Genomic DNA, 19,479 nt, shown 5'->3' with positions numbered 1-19,479 from the left:
AGCCTTTTGCTTCCTTTTTGGCGTTTGAAAAAGGGAGTCGCTGTAAAAGCGAAACCATAAGTGGCCGTTACCGCAGCAATGGATAGAAAACAATCTCCCACAACAAGCCTCGACCCGGCATGGATCAACGTTGGTAGAGGCTCAGGAGCTACCGCAGGCTGCGATCTTTTTCTTCAACCCCGCAGCAAGTTGCCCCAACTCAAACCCCCTCCCTTACCTCCACCAATTGCCCCAACCGACTACGCGTGCGCGCCAGGTCTATAGCGTCACCGCCCAGGCTTTCGCGCAGTGAGCGCTGGCCCAGCAATGTCAGGTGCTTGTCCTGGTCATACAAGACGTCGACCAGGTTGATGAATCGCTGCTGCGCGGCAATCGAGCAGTCGGCGAGGTCGGGCAGTTCGTCGATGATCCAGTGATCGAAGCGGCGACACAGCTCCAGGTAATCCATGACCGCTGTGGGGTGGTCGCACAGGTCGCTGAAAGTAAAACCGACGGCGCGTCCTTTGCAGAAGCGGGCCGATAGATGGCGAGTGCCGACGGCCAGGGCAATGGCCGGTCCGTTCGGCGCCGGCAGGTTCGATGCCTGGCGTTGCGCCAGTGTGGCGGGCCAGACGTATCGGCCCTGGGTGAACAGCTGGTGCGCATGGGTTCTGGCCTGGCTGCGATAGTCGTGGGGCCCGCCGACTTCCATGACGTGCATGCGCGCATTGATCAGCTCGATCACGGGCTTGAAGCGCGCATGGTAAAGCGGGTTGGGCAGCAGGCCTTCAGGCGGGTAATTGGAGGTGAGCAGCAGCAGGATCCCCCTGTGGAACAGCGCCTTGAACAGTCGCGAGATGAGCATCGCATCGCCGATGTCGTGGACGTGAAACTCGTCGAAACACAGCACCCGACAATCGCTCAGTAACTCATCCAGCGTGGTCGCCAGCGCATCCGGTTCGTTGCGATGGCTGAACATGCCCTCGTGCAGGCGGGCAAAAAAACCGTGGAAGTGCAGGCGCTGCTTCTGGGCAAGGGGGATCGCCTGGAAGAACCCGTCTAGCAGCCAGCTCTTGCCACGGCCAACTGCACCGTGCAGGTAAAGCCCGGGCAGTGTCTTGCCTGGCGTACCCAACAGTTTTGATGCGTGCTGCGCCATGCAGTCGATGACCCGTTGCTGGCTATGGCTAAGGGTATAGCCCTGGGAACAGGCCTGGCGATGAAAGTGGTCATGAATGCCCCTCGCATGCATGCAGTGGCGGTCAGGCCCGGTCGCTACCTTGCCAAAGAGGCTGCGCAGCGCCGGCCAGCGCGGTGTGAGTCGCGAATGCTTGGGTGGTCGAGCGGCCACTGTGATGTCCCCGTGATCTTCAGTCAGGCTCCTTGAGCCGCGGCGGCATAGTTTAACCAGTTGGGTAGTTTTGCTTCCAGTTGTGTCGTCGGTTTTGCGGGCGATGACGTCGATAAACGGTCGCTCATAACCAACGCCATTGGTCAACTAATTGCTAAGCAACCTAACTATTACGTTGACATTGGCTGCCTAGGCAGTAATATTTCGACATACATTCACTGCCTAGGCAGCTAATCGGTATTCAGATGAAGCATTTCACGCCAGACGATTTCCATAATTGCCACCTCGGCCTCCTGCTCGGGCGCGCTGCGCTGCTCAAGGACCGGATCATCGATACGCACATGGAACCCCACGGCATCACCGCGGCGCAGTTCAAGGTGCTGATCATCATGGCCCAGTTCGGCGTCGATTCGCCGGGTGAGCTGTGCCGGTACCTGTCCCTGGACAGCGGTTCGATGACGCGCATGCTCGATCGGCTGGAACAGAAAGGTTTCCTCGCCCGCCAGCGCTCCGAGGCAGACCGTCGGCAGATTCAGCTAGTGCTGACCGACGAGGGCCAGAAACTCGCCGATCTTCTGCCGGGCATCGGCACCGAAGCCATGAATGAACTGGCCGGAGCCATCACGCCGGAAGAACTGAAAACCCTGGAATCCATTCTCAAGAAAATCCTGGTAGCGGCCGGTGACTCGATCACCCTGCAGCGGTTAGGTGACCAATGAACGTGAAAACCTTGCGCACCGGCGTCAGCCTGCTTCTGTTGGCCATGGGCCTGGCCGGTTGCGCCAGTTACAGTGGCCTGACCACCGAAGGTGTCAGCCTTGATGCAAAAAACCTCAAGGCGGGGCAATCCCTCAGCGGCGTGACGCTGTCGCCGGCGGCCTGGCCGAAAAGCGACTGGTGGAAAAGTCTCGGCGATCCGCAGCTCGACGGTCTGATCCGCGAGGCCCTGCGCGACAGCCCCGACATGCAGATCGCCGACGCCCGCGCCCATCAGGCCAGCGCCGCGGCCTATGCCGCCGACGCCGCGCGGATGCCGACACTGGATGCCAGCGCCGGCGTCAGCCGTTCGCGTCTGGCCCGGGACCAGGACCCGCTGGGGCAGGGTGGCAATTACTCCACGGTGCGCAACATCAGCGCCATCTTCAATTACAACTTTGACCTCTGGGGCGGTCAGCGTGATGCCTGGGAAGCGGCGCTGGGGCAGGCCCGTGCCGCCGAGGTCGACCAGCAAGCCGCGCAGTTGACCTTGTCCGCTGACGTGGCCCGCGCCTACAGCGACCTGGGGCAGGCGCACATCGTCCATGACCTGTCCGCCGAAGACCTCAAGCGTACCCGGCAAATGCTTGATCTGAGCCAGCGCCGCCTGAGTTCGGGGATCGACAGCCAGTATCAGTTCCAGCAGACCGAAAGCCTGGAAGCCACCTCCGAAGCCAATTTGATCGATGCCGAGAAGCGCCTGCAAAGCGCCAGGATCGCGCTGGCCGTGCTGCTTGGCAAAGGCCCGGATCGCGGCAACGAAGTCGCTCGACCGAACATTCTCAAGCCGGGTGCCGTGGCCCTGCCGTCGGTGCTACCAGCCGAACTGCTCGGACGTCGTCCGGACCTGGTGGCTGCGCGCTGGCGGGTCGAGGCGGCGAGCAAGAATATCGATGCTGGCAAAACCCAGTTCTATCCGAACTTGAACCTCAGCGCCGCGGCCGGTGCCGAATCATTGCTGGGCGATGCGATGTTTGGTTCGGCCAGCCGCTTCTTCAATGTCGCACCGACGATTTCCGTACCGATTTTCGACGGTGGTCGACTGCGCGCCGACCTCGATTCCCGCGACGCCGACTACGACCTGGCGGTGGCGCAGTACAACAAAATCCTGGTCAGGGCGCTGGGCGACGTCAGCGACAGCATCAACCAGTTGCGTGACATCGGTCGCCAGATCGCGGCCCAGCAACACGCCACCGACATCGCCCAGGACTCTTACAACACCGTGGTCCAGCGCTACGGTTCCGGCATCGGTAACTATCTGGACGTGCTCAGTATTGAGCAGCAGTTGCTCCAGGCCCAGCGCCAATTGGCCAACCTGAATGCCGAGCAGATCGACCTGTCGATCCAGCTGATACAGGCGCTGGGCGGCGGTTTCCAGCCAGAGGCCATGGCCTCGGCCAATACCGCGCCAGCCACGCTGACCCAATAATTCAAGGAATTTGTCATGGCCACTGCCAATACAACGCCAACCACTGAAAACAACCCGGCCAATTCCGATTCGGGCAAGCGCAAGTTCATGCTGCTGGCCCTGGCGGTGGTGGTCGCGCTGGGCAGCGCAGGCGTCTGGGCCTATCACGAATTTTACGGGCGCTGGAGCGAAAGCACCGACGATGCCTATGTGAATGGCAACGTGGTGGAAATCACCCCGCTGGTTACCGGTACCGTCGTCAGTATCGGCGCCGACGATGGCGACCTGGTCCACGAAGGCCAGGTGTTGGTGAACTTCGACCCGAACGACGCCGAAGTCGGTCTGCAAAGCGCCCAGGCCAATCTGGCCCGGACTGTTCGTCAGGTTCGCGGTCTGTACAGCGACGTCGACGGCATGAAAGCCCAGGTCAACGCCCAGCAAGCTGAGGTGCAAAAAGCCCAGGACAACTTTAACCGGCGGAAAAATCTCGCCGTCGGCGGGGCGATTTCCCAAGAGGAACTGTCCCACGCCCGTGATGACCTGACCTCGGCGCAAAACGCCTTGGCCACCGCCCAACAAAAGCTCAAGACCACCGCCGCACTGGTCGATGACACGGTGGTTTCATCGCACCCGGACGTGATGGCCGCCGCTGCGCAATTGCGTCAGGCCTACCTCAACAACGCCCGAAGCACCCTGATCGCGCCGGTCACCGGCTACGTGGCCAAGCGCAGCGTGCAACTGGGGCAGCGCGTGCAGCCGGGGGAGGCGCTGATGGCGGTGATCCCGCTGGATCAATTGTGGATCGACGCCAACTTCAAGGAAACCCAGCTGCGTGACATGCGTATCGGCCAGCCGGTGGAGATCGAAACTGATCTCTACGGCAGCAGCGTGAAATACAGCGGCAACATCGACAGCCTTGGCGCTGGCACGGGCAGCGCGTTTGCCTTGCTGCCGGCGCAGAACGCCACTGGCAACTGGATCAAGATCGTGCAACGGGTGCCGGTGCGGATTCATATCAACGCCCAGGAGCTGGCCGAGCATCCCCTGCGCGTTGGCCTGTCGACCGTGGTCGATGTGAACCTGCGTGACCAGAGCGGCCCGGTGCTGGCGCAGCAGCCGCCGCAAAAGGCTTCGTTCAGCACCGCCATCTATGACCGCCAGTTGACCGAGGCCGATGCCATGATCACGCAATTGATCCACGACAACAGCGCCGCGGTGAGCAAGACCGCGCGTCGCTGACTCGCCAATCTGCCATCACACCAACCCCTGTGGGAGCGAGTCTGCTCCGGGCGGCGTTCCGAGGATAGCGTCCGGTCAGTCAACATTGGTGTTGGATGGGATACCGCTTCGCGAGCAGGCTCGCTCCCACAGGGTTAGCGGCGTCAGCCGAGTATCAAAGGATTCGCGATGAGCAATAACGCGTCATTCACGCCCCCCAGCCTGGTGCTGAGCACCATCGGCCTGTCGCTGGCGACCTTCATGCAGGTGCTCGACACCACGATCGCCAACGTGGCGCTGCCGACCATTTCCGGCAACCTGGGGGTGAGTTCGGAGCAGGGCACCTGGGTCATCACGTCTTTCGCGGTGAGCAACGCCATCGCGTTGCCGCTGACCGGCTGGCTGAGCCGGCGGTTCGGCGAGGTGAAGCTGTTCCTGTGGGCGACCGTCCTGTTTGTGCTGGCCTCATTTCTCTGCGGTATTTCCACATCGATGCCGGAGCTGATCGGCTTTCGGGTGCTGCAAGGCCTGGTGGCGGGACCGTTGTACCCGATGACCCAGACGCTGCTGATCGCCGTTTATCCGCCCGCCAGGCGCGGCATGGCCCTGGCGCTGCTGGCGATGGTCACGGTGGTCGCGCCGATTGCAGGGCCTATCCTCGGCGGCTGGATCACCGACAGTTACAGTTGGCCGTGGATCTTCTTCATCAACGTGCCGATCGGGATCTTCGCGGTCATGGTCGTGCGTTCGCAGCTCAAGGCGCGGCCGGTGGTGACCAGCCATCAGCCGATGGATTACGTCGGTTTGATCACCCTGGTCATCGGCGTCGGGGCGTTGCAGGTGATCCTCGACAAGGGCAATGACCTGGACTGGTTCGAATCGAGCTTCATTCTCATCGGTGCGGCCATTTCGGTGATTGCGCTGGCGGTGTTCGTGATCTGGGAAATGACTGACCAACACCCGGTGGTCAACCTGCGCCTGTTCGCCCACCGCAACTTCCGCATCGGCACCCTGGTGCTGGTGTTGGGGTACGCCGGTTTCTTCGGGATCAACCTGATCCTGCCGCAATGGTTGCAAACCCAGATGGGTTATACGGCAACCTGGGCCGGCCTGGCGGTGGCGCCAATTGGCATCCTGCCGGTCCTGATGTCGCCGTTTGTCGGCAAATACGCGCACAAGTTCGACCTGCGCTTGTTGGCGGGCCTGGCATTCCTGGCGATTGGCTTGAGCTGTTTCATGCGTGCCGGCTTTACCAGCGAAGTGGACTTCCAGCACATCGCCCTGGTGCAGTTGTTCATGGGCATTGGCGTGGCGTTGTTCTTCATGCCGACCCTGAGCATCCTGATGTCGGACCTGCCGCCGAGCCAGATCGCCGACGGCGCGGGGCTGGCGACGTTCCTGCGGACCCTGGGCGGCAGCTTTGCCGCGTCGTTGACCACCTGGATCTGGATTCGCCGTGCGGACCAGCACCATGCGTACATGAGCGAAAGCATCAGCACCTACGAGCCCGCAACCCGCGAGGCCCTGCATGCACTGGGTGGTGCGAGCAACCCGGCGTATGCGCAGCTCGACCACGTGTTGACCAGCCAGGCGTACATGCTCTCCACCGTGGACTACTTCACGTTACTGGGGTGGGCGTTCATGGGGTTGATCCTGATCGTATGGCTGGCGAAACCGCCGTTTGCGGCGAAGGCTGGGCCTGAAGCATCCGGCCATTGATGTAGCGGACAGATCGTTCCCACGCAGAGCGTGGGAACGATCAACTCAAGAAGAGGGGAAATCAAACGGTGCCAGGGCAAACCCGCTGTCGTCGACCTGCAACACCCAACCCTGTTTATCCCAATCCCCCAGCACGATACGCCTGGCTGCCAGATCGCCGATCTGCAACTTGTGAATGGCCGGACGATGGGTATGCCCGTGGATCAAGGTTTTCACGCCATATTGCTGCATGATCCGTGGAATCTCTTCGGGCGTGACATCGACAATGTCATTGGCCTTCATGCGCGTCTGCGCCCGGCTTTCACTGCGCAGCTTGCGTGCCAGCTTATACCGGGTGCTTAACGGCAGATGCCGCAAGATGAACAGGGTGATCGGGTTGCGCAGGTAGCGACGCAGCTTCATGTAGCCTTCGTCGCGGGTGCAGAGGCTGTCGCCGTGCATCAACAGCACGGGTTCGCCGTTGAACTGCACGACACTCGGATCTTTGAGCAGGGTGCAGCCGGCCTGTTTGCAGAACGCCTTGCCCAGCATGAAATCGCGATTGCCGTGCATCAGGAAAATGGCCGTGCCGCTGTCGCTCAATTCGCGCAGGGCCTGGCAGATGGAACGCTGGAAAGGGGTCATGGCGTCATCGCCAATCCACGCCTCGAAAAAGTCGCCCAGAATGTACAGTGCACTCGCCGAGCGGGCGCGCCCGGCGAGTAAATCCAGAAACGCCCGGGTAATGTCCGGGCGCTCCTCTTCCAGATGCAAGTCTGAAATCAGCAGTATCACTCAATGATCTCGGCTTTCTCGATGATCACGTCGTCTGCCGGTACGTCCTGGTGGCCGGCCTTGGAAGTGGTGGCCACGCCTTTGATCTTGTCGACGACGTCGGTGCCGGCGGTCACTTTACCGAATACCGCGTAGCCCCAGCCCTGCACGTTCTTGCCGCTGTGGTTGAGGAAGCTGTTGTCAGCCACGTTGATGAAGAACTGCGCGGAAGCCGAATGCGGCTCCATGGTACGGGCCATGGCGACGGTGTACTTGTCGTTGGAAAGACCGTTGTCGGCTTCGTTCTGGATGCTTGGGCGCTTGTCTTTCTTTTCTTTCATGCCAGGCTCGAAACCGCCGCCCTGGATCATGAAGTTACCGATGACACGGTGGAAAACCGTGTTTTCGTAGTGACCGGCTTTAACGTACTCGATGAAGTTGGCCACGGTGATCGGGGCTTTCTCGGCGTTCAGGTCCAGGACGATGTCGCCGTGGTTGGTGGTCAGTTTGACTTGAGTCATGATCGCTACTCTTTAAGGAATTCGTGGGTTTCGGGGCAGTACGGCCCCCAACCGGTTTGGCCAGCGCTGGCCAAGGTGCGCAGTTTAGCGTGACAGACACGAATTTCGAGGCTGTTTTTTCATTTACAGCCTATTAAATGCGACGGTTTACAGAGCGCGCTCTGTCAGGTACTTGACGGCATCGGCTATGATAGCGGCTTTGTTTTGTCCGGCCTTCATTACGGCCACGCACTTGTACGTTCAAGGATCCTATGAGCAAGCCCACTGTCGACCCTACCTCGAATGCCAAGACCGGCCCTGCCGTGCCGGTCAACTTCCTGCGGCCGATCATCCAGGCAGACCTGGACTCGGGCAAGCACACGCAAATCGTTACCCGTTTCCCGCCTGAACCCAACGGCTACCTGCACATCGGCCACGCCAAGTCGATCTGTGTGAACTTCGGCCTGGCCCAGGAGTTCGGCGGCGTCACGCACCTGCGTTTCGACGACACCAACCCGGCCAAGGAAGACCAGGAATACATCGACGCGATCGAAAGCGACGTCAAATGGCTGGGCTTCGAATGGTCCGGCGAAGTGCGCTACGCCTCGCAATATTTCGACCAGTTGCACGACTGGGCGGTGGAGCTGATCAAGTCCGGCAATGCCTATGTCGACGACCTGACCCCTGAACAGGCCAAGGAATACCGTGGCACCCTGACCGAGCCAGGCAAGAACAGCCCGTTCCGCGACCGCAGCGTCGAAGAGAACCTGGACCTGTTCGCCCGCATGAAGGCCGGTGAATTCCCGGACGGCGCACGCGTGCTGCGTGCCAAGATCGACATGGCTTCGCCGAACATGAACCTGCGCGACCCGATCATGTACCGCATCCGCCACGCTCATCACCACCAGACCGGCGACAAGTGGTGCATCTACCCCAACTACGACTTCACCCACGGTCAGTCGGACGCCATCGAAGGCATTACCCACTCGATCTGCACCCTGGAATTCGAAAGCCATCGTCCGCTGTACGAGTGGTTCCTGGAGAACCTGCCGGTGCCGGCCAAGCCGCGCCAGTACGAATTCAGCCGCCTGAACCTGAACTACACCATCACCAGCAAGCGCAAGCTCAAGCAGCTGGTCGATGAAAAGCACGTCAACGGTTGGGACGATCCACGCATGTCCACGCTGTCGGGCTTCCGTCGCCGAGGCTACACACCAAAATCGATTCGCAACTTCTGCGAAATGATCGGCACCAACCGTTCCGACGGCGTGGTCGATTTCGGCATGCTCGAATTCAGCATCCGTGACGACCTCGACCACAGTGCCCCGCGTGCCATGTGCGTGCTGCGTCCGCTGAAAGTCGTGATCACCAACTACCCGGAAGGCCAGGTCGAGAACCTTGAACTGGCATGCCACCCTAAAGAAGACATGGGTGTGCGCGTCCTGCCATTCGCCCGTGAGCTCTACATCGACCGTGAAGACTTCATGGAAGAGCCGCCAAAAGGCTACAAGCGCCTGGAGCCGAACGGCGAAGTGCGCCTGCGCGGCAGCTACGTGATCCGTGCCGACGAAGCGATCAAGGACGCCGATGGCAACATCGTCGAACTGCGTTGCTCGTACGATCCGGACACCCTGGGCAAGAACCCTGAGGGCCGCAAGGTCAAGGGCGTTGTGCACTGGGTGCCGGCCGCTGCCAGCGTCGAGTGCGAAGTGCGCCTGTACGATCGCCTGTTCCGTTCTCCCAACCCGGAGAAGGCCGAAGACAGCGCCAGTTTCCTGGACAACATCAACCCTGACTCGCTGCAGGTACTCACCGGTTGTCGTGCCGAGCCTTCGCTGGGCAACGCACAGCCGGAAGACCGTTTCCAGTTCGAGCGCGAAGGTTACTTCGTCGCGGATATCAAGGACTCGAAACCCGGTCATCCGGTGTTCAACCGTACCGTGACCCTGCGTGATTCGTGGGGCCAGTGATTCAAGGAAATAACGTGCTTACGATCTACAACACGCTCACCAAGAGCAAAGAAGTCTTCAAGCCGCTTGATGGCAACAAGGTGCGCATGTACGTGTGCGGCATGACCGTGTACGACTACTGCCACCTCGGCCACGGCCGTAGCATGGTCGCCTTCGACCTGGTGACCCGCTGGTTGCGTTTTAGCGGCTACGACCTGACTTATGTGCGCAACATCACCGACATTGACGACAAGATCATCAATCGGGCCAACGAGAACGGCGAGTCGTTCGAAGCGTTGACCGAGCGCATGATCGCGGCGATGCACGAAGACGAAGCGCGCCTGAACATCAAGAAGCCGGACATGGAGCCGCGTGCCACGGATCACATCCCGGGCATGCACGCGATGATCCAGACCCTGATCGACAAGGGGTACGCCTACGCCCCGGGCAATGGCGACGTGTACTACCGCGTCGGCAAGTTCATGGGCTACGGCAAGCTGTCGCGCAAGAAAATCGAAGACTTGCGCATCGGCGCACGCATCGAAGTCGACGAGTCCAAGCAGGACCCGCTGGACTTCGTGCTGTGGAAAGCCGCCAAGCCGGGCGAGCCGAGCTGGGAATCGCCGTGGGGCGCCGGGCGTCCGGGCTGGCACATCGAGTGCTCGGTGATGTCCACCTGCTGCCTGGGCGAAACCTTCGACATTCATGGCGGCGGCAGCGACCTGGAATTTCCGCACCACGAAAACGAAATCGCCCAGAGCGAAGCGGCCACCGGCAAGACCTACGCCAACGCGTGGATGCATTGCGGCATGATCCGCATCAATGGCGAGAAGATGTCCAAGTCCTTGAACAACTTCTTCACCATTCGCGACGTGCTCGATAAGTACCACCCGGAAGTCGTACGTTACCTGTTGGTGTCGAGCCACTACCGCAGTGCCATCAACTATTCGGAAGACAACCTCAAGGACGCCAAGGGCGCCCTGGAGCGTTTCTACCACGCGTTGAAAGGCCTGCCGAGCGTGGCGCCGGCCGGTGGCGAAGCCTTCGTCGAGCGTTTCACCCAGGTGATGAACGACGACTTCGGCACGCCGGAAGCCTGTGCGGTGCTGTTCGAGATGGTGCGCGAGATCAACCGCCTGCGCGAGAGCGATCTGAACGCAGCGGCCGGCCTGGCTGCGCGTTTGAAAGAACTGGCCAGCGTGTTGGGCGTGTTGCAGCTTGAAGCCGATGACTTCCTGCAAGCCGGCGCCGAAGGGCGTGTGGATGCAGCTGAAGTCGAAGCGCTGATTGCTGCGCGCCTGGCGGCGCGTGCCGGCAAGGACTGGGCCGAATCCGACCGTATCCGCGACCAGCTCACTGCCATGGGCGTGGTGCTGGAAGACGGCAAGGGCGGCACGACCTGGCGTCTGGCTGACTGATTGCTGCACCGGATGATCGTTCCCACGCTCTGCGTGGGAATGCAGCCCGGGACGCTCCGCGTCCCAAATCAAAAGCCGAACGCAGAGCGTCCGTTGAGGCATTCCTTTGCGGCGCGTGGGTACGATCAATTTTTGTGATGTTTGAGTTTTGTGTGCGAGGCAGATCCTCTGTGGGAGCGAGCCTGCTCGCGAAGGTCTCAAGCCGAGCACTGCCAGGGTGGATTGCGAATTACTCCGCCTGGCGAAGTCGCTTGTAAAGGGTATTGCGACTAACCCCCAACCGCCGTGCCAGATGCGAAATATTCCCCCCCACCGCCTGCAACTGCCGGTTCAAATCCTCGGCATCATCAAGATCCACCGCCAACGGCTCTGGCGTCTCCACTGGTTCCATCTCCAGATCGACAAAAAAATCATCCGGCAAATGCTCCGGCCGCACCGGTTGTTCCTCGGCCATGGCCAGCGCCACCTGCATCACGCTGCTGACTTGCCTTAAATTCCCCGGCCAGGGGTGACGGCTGAACAGTTCCAGCACCTCGCGACTCAATCCCGCCCATTGCGAGGGTTCACGATGCTGTTCCCACAAGCGTTTGAACAGCGCCTCTTTATCACTGCGCTCCCTTAATGGCGGCAGTTCCAGGGTCAGGCCACCAATGCGGTAGTACAAGTCCTCGCGAAAGCGCCCCAGTTGTACCTGCTCGCGCAACGAGCGGTTGGTCGCCGAAATGATGCGAATGTCCACCGGGAACAACTCGCTGCTGCCCACCGGTTGCACACAACGCTCCTGCAGCACACGCAGCAAGCGCGCCTGGGTTGGCAGCGGCATGTCGCCGATTTCATCGAGGAACAGCGTGCCTTTGTCGGCCTTGCGGATCAGGCCGATGCTGCCTTTCTGGTTGGCGCCGGTGAACGCGCCTTTTTCATAGCCGAACAGCTCAGACTCCACCAGTTCGGCGGGAATGGCCGCACAGTTCACGGCGATGAACGCCTGTTTGTTGCGCGAGCTGGCCTGATGCAGGGCTTTGACGAACACCTCTTTGCCGACCCCGGTTTCGCCGTGGATCAACAACGGAATGTCCTTTTCCAGCAGGCGCTCGGCCTGGCGCACGGCTTTTTCCACGCGGCTGTCGCCAAAATGCAGGGTGTTGAGGCTGATGGCGGCGGGCGCCGTGACGCTGGGTTCGGTGAACACCCGCGCTTGAACAGGTGCCATCTTTGGCCGCTTCAACAGGCACTGGAATCGATTGCGCCCGCAAGTCTGAAGCGAGAAGGGCAAGCCTTCGGGTTGATTGAGCAGCTCCAGCAAGGAAACCTTGAACAGACTCTCGACACTGACCCGCGACAAGCTCACGCCCAGCAGGTTGTCGGCGCGACGATTGGCGGACAGCACCTGGCCACTCTCATCGAAGATCAGCAACCCGGCCCACTGGCTGTCGAGATTGTTCAGGCCGGTGTTAAACGTCAGTTGAAAATGCTGGCCGTGGAACAGGTTGAGAATCAGCCGGTTTTCCACGGTCTGGCTCATCATCTTGACCATGCCCAGGGTATGGGAGGGCGGCAGGTAGCTGTCGCTGGACACATCCAGCACGGCGATGACCTTGCGCTCGGCATCGAAAATCGGCGCGGCGGAGCCGGTCATGAAGCGGTTGGCCTTGAGAAAGTGCTCATCGTGCTCGATGTGCACCGCCTGTTCGCAAGCCAGCGCGGTACCGATCGCATTGGTCCCGCTGCAGCGCTCCATCCAGCTGGCACCAGCGCTGAAGCCACGGGTCAGGCTCGGTTCGATAAACCGTTGGGTGCCCCAGGATGTCAGCACCTGGCCCTGATTGTCGGCGAGCATGATCAGGCAGTTGGAGTTACTGAGGATGTTTTCGTAGTACGGCAGGACTTCCTGATGGGTGGTCTGCACCAGGGAATGCTGGCTCTCCAGCAATTGCTTGATGCCTTCGGCGGGCAGTTGATCGAAGGCCGGGGTGCTCTGATGGTTGAGGCCGAAGGCGCGACAACGTTTCCAGGAGTCCTGGATGATGGCGTCGTGGGTCAGCGGCGAGGCGGATGTGACCATGGCAGTCAGTCTCTGAATCAGCATTTTTATTGTTGTTATAGGCACATGCTATCCCCTGTAGGAGCTGCCGCAGGCTGCGATCTGTTGATCTTGATTTTGAACAGCAAAATCAAAAGATCGCAGCCTGCGGCAGCTCCTACAGGGGGCGTGAACAGTGTGTAGATTGTTGTTCACTAATGTTCATTGTCAATCGTTGAACTGTTCAGTTGTTCAGTCCCGATTGTTCATTTGTGTTCAGCAATGAACGTGACCAGGTAGTCACTTTTAAGGATTCAGAGCCAAATCAACCACTTGTATTTTTTGGCACAGATGTCGCTATACCGCTCAGGTCGCTTGACTCCAAAAATAAAAAGGCCGAGCCATGTCATTAACCCTGGAGCATGTCAGCCGCACCGTCGAGGGCCAGACCTGGATCGACGATGCGTGCCTGCGTTTCGAACCCGGATCTTTCAATGTCTTGCTCGGGCGCACGCTGTCCGGCAAGACCAGTCTCATGCGCCTGATGGCCGGGCTGGACAAGCCTGACACCGGTCGCATCCTGATGAACGGCGTCGATGTCACCCAACGCCCGGTGCGCCTGCGCAACGTGTCGATGGTGTATCAGCAGTTCATCAATTACCCGACCATGACCGTCTTCGAGAACATCGCCTCGCCGTTGCGCCAGGCCGGTGTGTCCAATGAGCTGATCCAGAGCAAGGTGCTGGAAACCGCGAAGATGCTGCGCATCGAGAAGTTCCTGCAGCGTTTTCCGCTGGAACTGTCCGGTGGCCAGCAGCAGCGCACCGCGATGGCACGGGCGCTGGTCAAGGATGCCGAACTGATCCTGTTCGACGAGCCACTGGTCAACCTCGACTACAAATTGCGCGAAGAGCTACGCCAGGAAATGCGCGAGCTGTTCAAGGCGCGCCATACCATCGCCATCTATGCCACCACCGAGCCCAACGAAGCCCTGGCCCTGGGCGGCACCACCACCATTCTCCATGAGGGCCGGGTGATTCAGAGCGGCCGGTCGTCCGAGGTTTACCACCAACCGCAGACCGTGCTGGCGGCCGAGTTGTTCTCCGAGCCGCCGATCAACCTGATGCCGGGTCGCATTGCCGGCAACGAAGTGAGCTTCGCCAATTTCGTGCACTTCCCGTTGAACGTCGACTTGCGCCCGGTGGGCGAGGGCGAGTTCCGCTTCGGCGTGCGCCCCAGTCATATCTCGCTGGTGCCGAGTAACGACGATGACCTGGAACTCGCGGTGACCGTTGAAGTGGCGGAAATCAGCGGCTCGGAAACCTTCCTGCACGTGCGCAACGAGCATTTCCTGCTGGTGCTGCACTTGCCTGGCGTTCACGAATACGACGTCGATGCGCCGATCCGCATCTACATACCGACCCATAAACTGTTTGTGTTCGATGCGCAGGGGCGGCTGGTCCAGGCGCCCGGCCGGCGCGTCGCGAGGGTTGCCTGATGGCCGAAATCCGTTTGCAGAACCTCGCTCACAGCTATACCAGTACCCCGAGCGGCCCAGAGGACTACGCGATTCGCCAGATGGACCACGTCTGGGAACAGGGCGGCGCCTATGCCTTGCTCGGCCCGTCGGGCTGCGGCAAGTCGACTTTGCTCAACATCATTTCCGGCTTGCTCAGCCCGTCCCAGGGGCATGTGTTGTTCGATGGCAAAGCCGTCAACAACCTGACCCCGGAGAAGCGCAACATTGCCCAGGTGTTCCAGTTTCCGGTGGTGTACGACACCATGACGGTGTTCGACAACCTGGCGTTTCCGCTGCGCAACCAGGGCATGGCCGAGGCGAAAATTCACACCAAGGTGCGGGAAATCGCCGAGGTTCTCGACCTGCAAAGCCTGCTGAGCAAGAAAGCCAGCAACCTCACCGCTGACGAAAAACAGAAAGTCTCCATGGGCCGTGGGCTGGTACGCGATGACGTCTCGGCCATCCTCTTCGACGAGCCGCTGACGGTGATCGACCCGCACCTGAAGTGGAAGCTGCGGCGCAAGCTCAAGCAGATCCACGAGCAGTTCAACATCACCATGGTCTACGTCACCCACGATCAGTTGGAGGCCTCGACCTTCGCCGACAAGATCGCGGTGATGTACGGCGGGCAGATCGTGCAGTTCGGCACGCCGCGAGAATTGTTCGAGCGGCCGAGCCACACCTTTGTCGGCTATTTCATCGGTAGCCCGGGGATGAACTTGATCGAGGTCGAGGCGCAACCGGGGGGCGTCGGTTTCGCTTCGACGCATCTTCCGTTGTCCGAGGCCATGCAGAAATGCATCGCCGAATCCGAATGGCACACCCTGAAGGTTGGAATTCGCCCGGAGTTCATTCATGTCTGGGACGAACCTTTTGATGACGCGCTGCGTGCACAAGTCGTACACGTCGAAGACCTCGGCACCTACAAGATCATGACCTTGAACCTCGATGGCGTGCCGCTGAAAGTGCGCCTGGCCGAAGACAAACCGGTGCCCGAAGGCACGGCGTATATCAGTTTTCCGGCGCAGTGGCTGATGGTCTATGCCGATGATTTCCTGCTGGAGCCGCAATCGGTAGGTGAGGTGCAACCATGAACAAAGTGCAGAACAACAAGGCCTGGTGGCTGGTGCTGCCGGTGTTCCTGCTGGTGGCGTTCAGTGCGGTGATCCCGATGATGACCGTGGTCAACTACTCGGTGCAGGACATCTTCGACCAATCCAGCCGCTACTTCGTCGGTGCCGACTGGTACAAGCAGGTACTGCTCGACCCGCGTCTGCACGACTCGCTGCTGCGCCAGTTCATCTACTCGGCGTGCGTGCTGCTGATCGAAATCCCGCTGGGTATCGCGATTGCCCTGACCATGCCGACCAAGGGGCGCTGGTCGTCGGTGGTGCTGATCATCCTGGCGATTCCCTTGCTGATCCCGTGGAACGTGGTCGGCACCATCTGGCAGATCTTCGGTCGGGCCGACATCGGCCTGCTGGGGGCGAGCCTCAAGGCCATGGGTATCAACTACAACTATGCGGCGAACACCATGGACGCCTGGGTCACCGTGCTGGTGATGGACGTCTGGCACTGGACCTCATTGGTGGCGCTGTTGTGTTTCTCCGGGCTGCGGGCAATTCCGGACGTGTACTACCAGGCGGCGCGGATCGACCGTGCCTCGGCCTGGGCCGTGTTCCGCCATATTCAGTTGCCCAAGCTCAAGAGTGTGCTGTTGATCGCCGTGATGCTGCGCTTCATGGACAGTTTCATGATCTACACCGAGCCGTTCGTACTGACCGGTGGCGGGCCAGGCAATGCCACGACCTTCCTCAGCCAGACCCTGACGCAGATGGCGATCGGACAGTTCGACCTGGGGCCGGCCGCAGCGTTCTCGCTGGTGTACTTCCTGATCATCCTGTTGGTGTCCTGGCTGTTCTATACCGCCATGACTCACTCTGACGCCAACCGCTGAGGCCATCATGAGCATGAGAAAGCTTGTTCCACTGCTGATCTACATCCTGTTCCTGCTGGTGCCGATCTACTGGCTGCTGAACATGTCCTTCAAGAGCAACAGCGAAATTCTCGGCGGCCTGACGCTTTTCCCACAGGATTTCACCCTGGCCAACTACAAGGTGATCTTCACCGATCCAAGCTGGTACACCGGTTACATCAACTCGGCGTACTACGTGAGCCTGAACACGATCATCTCCCTGACCGTGGCATTGCCGGCGGCCTATGCGTTCTCGCGCTACCGTTTCCTGGGCGACAAGCACCTGTTCTTCTGGCTTCTGACCAATCGCATGGCACCGCCGGCGGTGTTCCTGTTGCCGTTCTTCCAGCTGTATTCATCGATCGGCCTGTTCGACACCCACATCGCCGTGGCCCTGGCGCACTGTCTGTTCAACGTGCCACTCGCGGTGTGGATTCTCGAAGGCTTCATGTCGGGCGTTCCCAAGGAAATCGACGAAACCGCCTACATCGATGGCTACAGTTTTCCCAAGTTCTTCGTGAAGATTTTCATCCCGCTGATCGGCTCCGGAATCGGCGTCACGGCGTTTTTCTGCTTCATGTTTTCCTGGGTCGAACTGCTGCTGGCGCGAACCCTGACCTCGGTAAATGCCAAGCCCATCGCGGCGGTGATGACTCGCACGGTCTCGGCGTCCGGCATCGACTGGGGCGTGCTGGCAGCGGCGGGGGTGTTGACCATTCTGCCGGGCATGCTGGTGATCTGGTTTGTTCGCAACCACGTGGCCAAGGGCTTTGCCCTGGGCCGGGTATGAGGAACTGATGATGGAATGGATGAGTTGGACCGTCCCCACGGCGGCGTTCTTCAGCGTCATTGCCTTGATCCTCGTAGGCATGACGACCTGGGAATTGCGTTCGCCGAGCATATTGCGACGAGGTTTTTTGCCGATTGCCACCACCCGTGGCGATCGGTTGTTCATCGGTCTTCTCGGCAGCGCCTACCTGCATTTGCTGGTAATCGGCGTGACCGACTGGAGCATCTGGGTCGCCTTCGCGTTGTCCCTGGTGTGGCTGTTGGTGGTGATGCGTTGGGGCTAGTCGAATCGCTCGGCAATGTTGCTCCGAAACTCAATAAGGAGGTCTCTATGTTCGACAAAAACAATAAGCTGCGACATAGCATTTCATTGGCAGCCATGCTGGCACTCAGCGGTTTGAGCGCGTCTGCCTGGGCCGATGCCTATGAAGACGCCGCGAAGAAATGGATCGGCAGTGAATTCAAGCCGTCGACCCTGACGGCCGATCAGCAACTCGAAGAGCTGAAGTGGTTCATCAAGGCGGCGGAGCCGTTTCGTGGGATGAGTATCAAGGTGGTTTCGGAAACCATCGCCACCCACGAATACGAGTCCAAGGTGCTGGCCAAGGCCTTCACCGAGATCACCGGGATCAAGCTGACCCACGACCTGTTGCAGGAAGGCGATGTGGTGGAAAAGCTGCAGACGCAGATGCAGTCGGACAAGAACATCTATGACGGCTGGGTCAACGACTCGGACCTGATCGGTACGCACTTTCGATACGGCAAGACCGAATCGATCACCGACCTGATGGCCAACGAGGGCAAGAACTTCACTTCGCCGACCCTGGACATCAAGGACTTCATCGGCATCTCCTTCACCACCGCGCCGGACGGCAAGATCTATCAATTGCCTGACCAGCAGTTCGCCAACCTGTACTGGTTCCGCGCCGATTGGTTCGAACGTGCGGACCTCAAGGCCAAGTTCAAGGAAAAGTACGGCTACGAGCTGGGTGTACCGGTGAACTGGTCGGCCTATGAAGACATCGCCAAGTTCTTCAGCGAAGACGTCAAGGAAATCGACGGCAAGCGTGTCTACGGGCACATGGACTACGGCAAGAAAGACCCGTCCCTGGGCTGGCGTTTCACTGACGCCTGGTTCTCCATGGCCGGTGGTGGCGACAAGGGCATTCCCAACGGCTTACCGGTGGATGAATGGGGTATCCGGGTCGAGGATTGCCATCCGGTCGGCTCCAGCGTGACCCGTGGCGGCGACACCAACGGCCCGGCGGCAGTGTTCGCCACCACCAAATACGTGGACTGGATGAAGAAATACGCACCACCGGAAGCGGCGGGCATGACCTTCTCCGAGTCCGGGCCGGTGCCGTCCCAGGGCAACATCGCCCAGCAGATCTTCTGGTACACCGCCTTCACCGCCGATATGACCAAGCCGGGCCTGGCAGTGATGAACGCCGATGGCACGCCGAAATGGCGCATGGCACCGTCGCCACGCGGACCGTATTGGGAGGAGGGCATGAAGCTGGGGTATCAGGACGTGGGTTCCTGGACGTTCATGAAGTCCACGCCTGAGAAGCAGAAACTGGCAGCCTGGCTGTATGCGCAGTTCGTGACCTCTAAAACCGTGTCGCTGAAGAAAACCATCGTCGGCCTGACCCCGATCCGCGAATCGGACATCAACTCGCAGGCCATGACCGACCTGGCACCGAAACTCGGCGGCCTGGTGGAGTTCTACCGCAGCCCGGCCCGCGTGCAATGGACCCCGACCGGGACCAACGTGCCGGACTATCCACGCCTGGCGCAACTGTGGTGGAGCCACATCGCCGAAGCCGCCAGCGGCGAAAAAACCCCGCAACAGGCACTCGACGGCCTGGCCAAGGATCAGGACGCGATCATGTCCCGGCTGGAACGCTCGAAGGCACAAGCCACCTGCGCCCCGAAAATGAACCCCGAGCGCGACGCGCAGTACTGGTTCGACCAGCCGGGCGCCCCGAAACCGAAACTGGCGAATGAGAAGCCGCAGGGTGAAACTGTGAGCTATGCAGAGTTGCTGAAGTCGTGGGAGGCGGCGCGTAAGTAAAAGTTTGGAAGGTGAAATGCGAACGGCACCGGAAGGTGCCGTTTTCATTTG

At 60.2% G+C, this 19,479-nt stretch carries 16 protein-coding genes; 12 read left to right on the top strand and 4 right to left on the bottom strand.

Annotated features, from left to right (window positions below; all coding sequences use genetic code 11):
- Nucleotides 1–199: 199 nt before the first annotated feature.
- On the bottom strand, nucleotides 200–1,330 hold the full coding sequence (gene zapE, locus PG5_RS31820) for a cell division protein ZapE (protein WP_020801192.1): 1,131 nt from the start codon (nucleotides 1,328–1,330) through the stop codon (nucleotides 200–202).
- Nucleotides 1,331–1,575: 245 nt separating this feature from the next.
- Between zapE and PG5_RS31815 the strand changes: the two genes are divergently transcribed.
- The 4 genes from PG5_RS31815 to PG5_RS31800 all read left to right on the top strand — a co-directional run bounded on the left by PG5_RS31815 (nucleotide 1,576) and on the right by PG5_RS31800 (nucleotide 6,431).
- Entirely contained in the window at nucleotides 1,576–2,049 is a 474-nt protein-coding gene (locus PG5_RS31815; RefSeq protein WP_020801191.1) for a MarR family winged helix-turn-helix transcriptional regulator, read from the top strand.
- Nucleotides 2,046–3,515: an efflux transporter outer membrane subunit gene (locus PG5_RS31810; RefSeq protein ID WP_020801190.1), complete on the top strand. Its 1,470-nt coding sequence runs from the start codon at nucleotides 2,046–2,048 to the stop codon at nucleotides 3,513–3,515. Before PG5_RS31815 ends, PG5_RS31810 begins: the two co-directional genes overlap by 4 nt.
- A gap of 15 nt (nucleotides 3,516–3,530) precedes the next feature.
- Nucleotides 3,531–4,733: an efflux RND transporter periplasmic adaptor subunit gene (locus PG5_RS31805; protein WP_020801189.1), complete on the top strand. Its 1,203-nt coding sequence runs from the start codon at nucleotides 3,531–3,533 to the stop codon at nucleotides 4,731–4,733.
- 168 nt (nucleotides 4,734–4,901) lie between these two features.
- Nucleotides 4,902–6,431 carry a DHA2 family efflux MFS transporter permease subunit gene (locus PG5_RS31800; RefSeq protein ID WP_020801188.1) on the top strand — a complete coding sequence of 510 codons (1,530 nt, stop codon included), beginning with the start codon at nucleotides 4,902–4,904 and terminating at the stop codon, nucleotides 6,429–6,431.
- Between the two features lie 45 nt (nucleotides 6,432–6,476).
- On the opposite strand, the gene lpxH is transcribed toward PG5_RS31800, so the two are convergent.
- On the bottom strand, nucleotides 6,477–7,205 hold the full coding sequence (gene lpxH, locus PG5_RS31795; RefSeq protein WP_020801187.1) for a UDP-2,3-diacylglucosamine diphosphatase: 729 nt from the start codon (nucleotides 7,203–7,205) through the stop codon (nucleotides 6,477–6,479).
- The gene (locus PG5_RS31790) at nucleotides 7,202–7,705 is read right to left on the bottom strand and encodes a peptidylprolyl isomerase (protein ID WP_020801186.1); all 504 of its coding nucleotides are present in this window, start codon (nucleotides 7,703–7,705) and stop codon (nucleotides 7,202–7,204) included. Before PG5_RS31790 ends, lpxH begins: the two co-directional genes overlap by 4 nt.
- A 251-nt stretch (nucleotides 7,706–7,956) precedes the next feature.
- On the opposite strand from PG5_RS31790, the gene PG5_RS31785 reads away from it, so the two are divergent.
- Nucleotides 7,957–9,654 carry a glutamine--tRNA ligase/YqeY domain fusion protein gene (locus tag PG5_RS31785; protein ID WP_020801185.1) on the top strand — a complete coding sequence of 566 codons (1,698 nt, stop codon included), beginning with the start codon at nucleotides 7,957–7,959 and terminating at the stop codon, nucleotides 9,652–9,654.
- 14 nt (nucleotides 9,655–9,668) lie between these two features.
- Nucleotides 9,669–11,051: a cysteine--tRNA ligase gene (gene cysS, locus PG5_RS31780; protein ID WP_020801184.1), complete on the top strand. Its 1,383-nt coding sequence runs from the start codon at nucleotides 9,669–9,671 to the stop codon at nucleotides 11,049–11,051.
- A gap of 229 nt (nucleotides 11,052–11,280) precedes the next feature.
- Here cysS and PG5_RS31775 read toward each other — a convergent pair whose 3' ends face one another.
- Nucleotides 11,281–13,113 (bottom strand): sigma-54-dependent Fis family transcriptional regulator, encoded by a 1,833-nt coding sequence (locus PG5_RS31775; RefSeq protein ID WP_042955948.1) that lies wholly within the window; start codon nucleotides 13,111–13,113, stop codon nucleotides 11,281–11,283.
- 361 nt (nucleotides 13,114–13,474) lie between these two features.
- On the opposite strand from PG5_RS31775, the gene PG5_RS31770 reads away from it, so the two are divergent.
- From PG5_RS31770 to PG5_RS31745, 6 genes are read left to right on the top strand one after another with little or no spacing between them, the layout of a single operon-like run.
- Nucleotides 13,475–14,569, top strand: a complete 1,095-nt coding sequence (locus PG5_RS31770; protein ID WP_020801181.1) for an ABC transporter ATP-binding protein — start codon at nucleotides 13,475–13,477, stop codon at nucleotides 14,567–14,569.
- A complete protein-coding gene (locus PG5_RS31765; protein ID WP_020801180.1) occupies nucleotides 14,569–15,684 on the top strand; it encodes an ABC transporter ATP-binding protein in 1,116 nt (371 codons plus the stop codon). Before PG5_RS31770 ends, PG5_RS31765 begins: the two co-directional genes overlap by 1 nt.
- Complete coding sequence (locus PG5_RS31760) at nucleotides 15,681–16,547, top strand: carbohydrate ABC transporter permease (protein ID WP_020801179.1); 867 nt, start codon at nucleotides 15,681–15,683, stop codon at nucleotides 16,545–16,547. Before PG5_RS31765 ends, PG5_RS31760 begins: the two co-directional genes overlap by 4 nt.
- Before the next feature lie 7 nt (nucleotides 16,548–16,554).
- Nucleotides 16,555–17,355, top strand: a complete 801-nt coding sequence (locus PG5_RS31755) for a carbohydrate ABC transporter permease (protein ID WP_008061967.1) — start codon at nucleotides 16,555–16,557, stop codon at nucleotides 17,353–17,355.
- A 10-nt stretch (nucleotides 17,356–17,365) separates the two neighbouring features.
- Nucleotides 17,366–17,638 carry a DUF2160 domain-containing protein gene (locus PG5_RS31750; protein WP_020801178.1) on the top strand — a complete coding sequence of 91 codons (273 nt, stop codon included), beginning with the start codon at nucleotides 17,366–17,368 and terminating at the stop codon, nucleotides 17,636–17,638.
- A gap of 47 nt (nucleotides 17,639–17,685) precedes the next feature.
- Nucleotides 17,686–19,428, top strand: coding sequence for an ABC transporter substrate-binding protein (locus PG5_RS31745; RefSeq protein ID WP_008061970.1), 1,743 nt, complete (start codon nucleotides 17,686–17,688; stop codon nucleotides 19,426–19,428).
- The last annotated feature ends 51 nt before the right edge of the window (nucleotides 19,429–19,479 follow it).

Source organism: Pseudomonas sp. G5(2012) (assembly GCF_000408945.1).
In the GTDB taxonomy this organism is placed as follows: domain Bacteria; phylum Pseudomonadota; class Gammaproteobacteria; order Pseudomonadales; family Pseudomonadaceae; genus Aquipseudomonas; species Aquipseudomonas umsongensis.
The sequence above is the reverse complement of the archived record's forward strand: the minus strand, read 5'-3'. Positions and strand labels throughout refer to the sequence as shown.

Excerpts from the sequence above, each read along its gene's own strand:
- PG5_RS31815 (WP_020801191.1), top strand. The coding sequence starts at position 1,576 with ATGAAGCATTTCACGCCAGACGATTTCCATAATTGCCACCTCGGCCTC.
- PG5_RS31790 (WP_020801186.1), bottom strand. The coding sequence starts at position 7,705 with ATGACTCAAGTCAAACTGACCACCAACCACGGCGACATCGTCCTGGAC.
- PG5_RS31785 (WP_020801185.1), top strand. The coding sequence starts at position 7,957 with ATGAGCAAGCCCACTGTCGACCCTACCTCGAATGCCAAGACCGGCCCT.
- PG5_RS31765 (WP_020801180.1), top strand. The coding sequence starts at position 14,569 with ATGGCCGAAATCCGTTTGCAGAACCTCGCTCACAGCTATACCAGTACC.
- PG5_RS31750 (WP_020801178.1), top strand. The coding sequence starts at position 17,366 with ATGGAATGGATGAGTTGGACCGTCCCCACGGCGGCGTTCTTCAGCGTC.
- PG5_RS31760 (WP_020801179.1), top strand. The coding sequence starts at position 15,681 with ATGAACAAAGTGCAGAACAACAAGGCCTGGTGGCTGGTGCTGCCGGTG.
- PG5_RS31745 (WP_008061970.1), top strand. The coding sequence starts at position 17,686 with ATGTTCGACAAAAACAATAAGCTGCGACATAGCATTTCATTGGCAGCC.
- PG5_RS31755 (WP_008061967.1), top strand. The coding sequence starts at position 16,555 with ATGAGCATGAGAAAGCTTGTTCCACTGCTGATCTACATCCTGTTCCTG.
- PG5_RS31770 (WP_020801181.1), top strand. The coding sequence starts at position 13,475 with ATGTCATTAACCCTGGAGCATGTCAGCCGCACCGTCGAGGGCCAGACC.
- PG5_RS31810 (WP_020801190.1), top strand. The coding sequence starts at position 2,046 with ATGAACGTGAAAACCTTGCGCACCGGCGTCAGCCTGCTTCTGTTGGCC.
- PG5_RS31800 (WP_020801188.1), top strand. The coding sequence starts at position 4,902 with ATGAGCAATAACGCGTCATTCACGCCCCCCAGCCTGGTGCTGAGCACC.
- PG5_RS31775 (WP_042955948.1), bottom strand. The coding sequence starts at position 13,113 with ATGGTCACATCCGCCTCGCCGCTGACCCACGACGCCATCATCCAGGAC.
- PG5_RS31805 (WP_020801189.1), top strand. The coding sequence starts at position 3,531 with ATGGCCACTGCCAATACAACGCCAACCACTGAAAACAACCCGGCCAAT.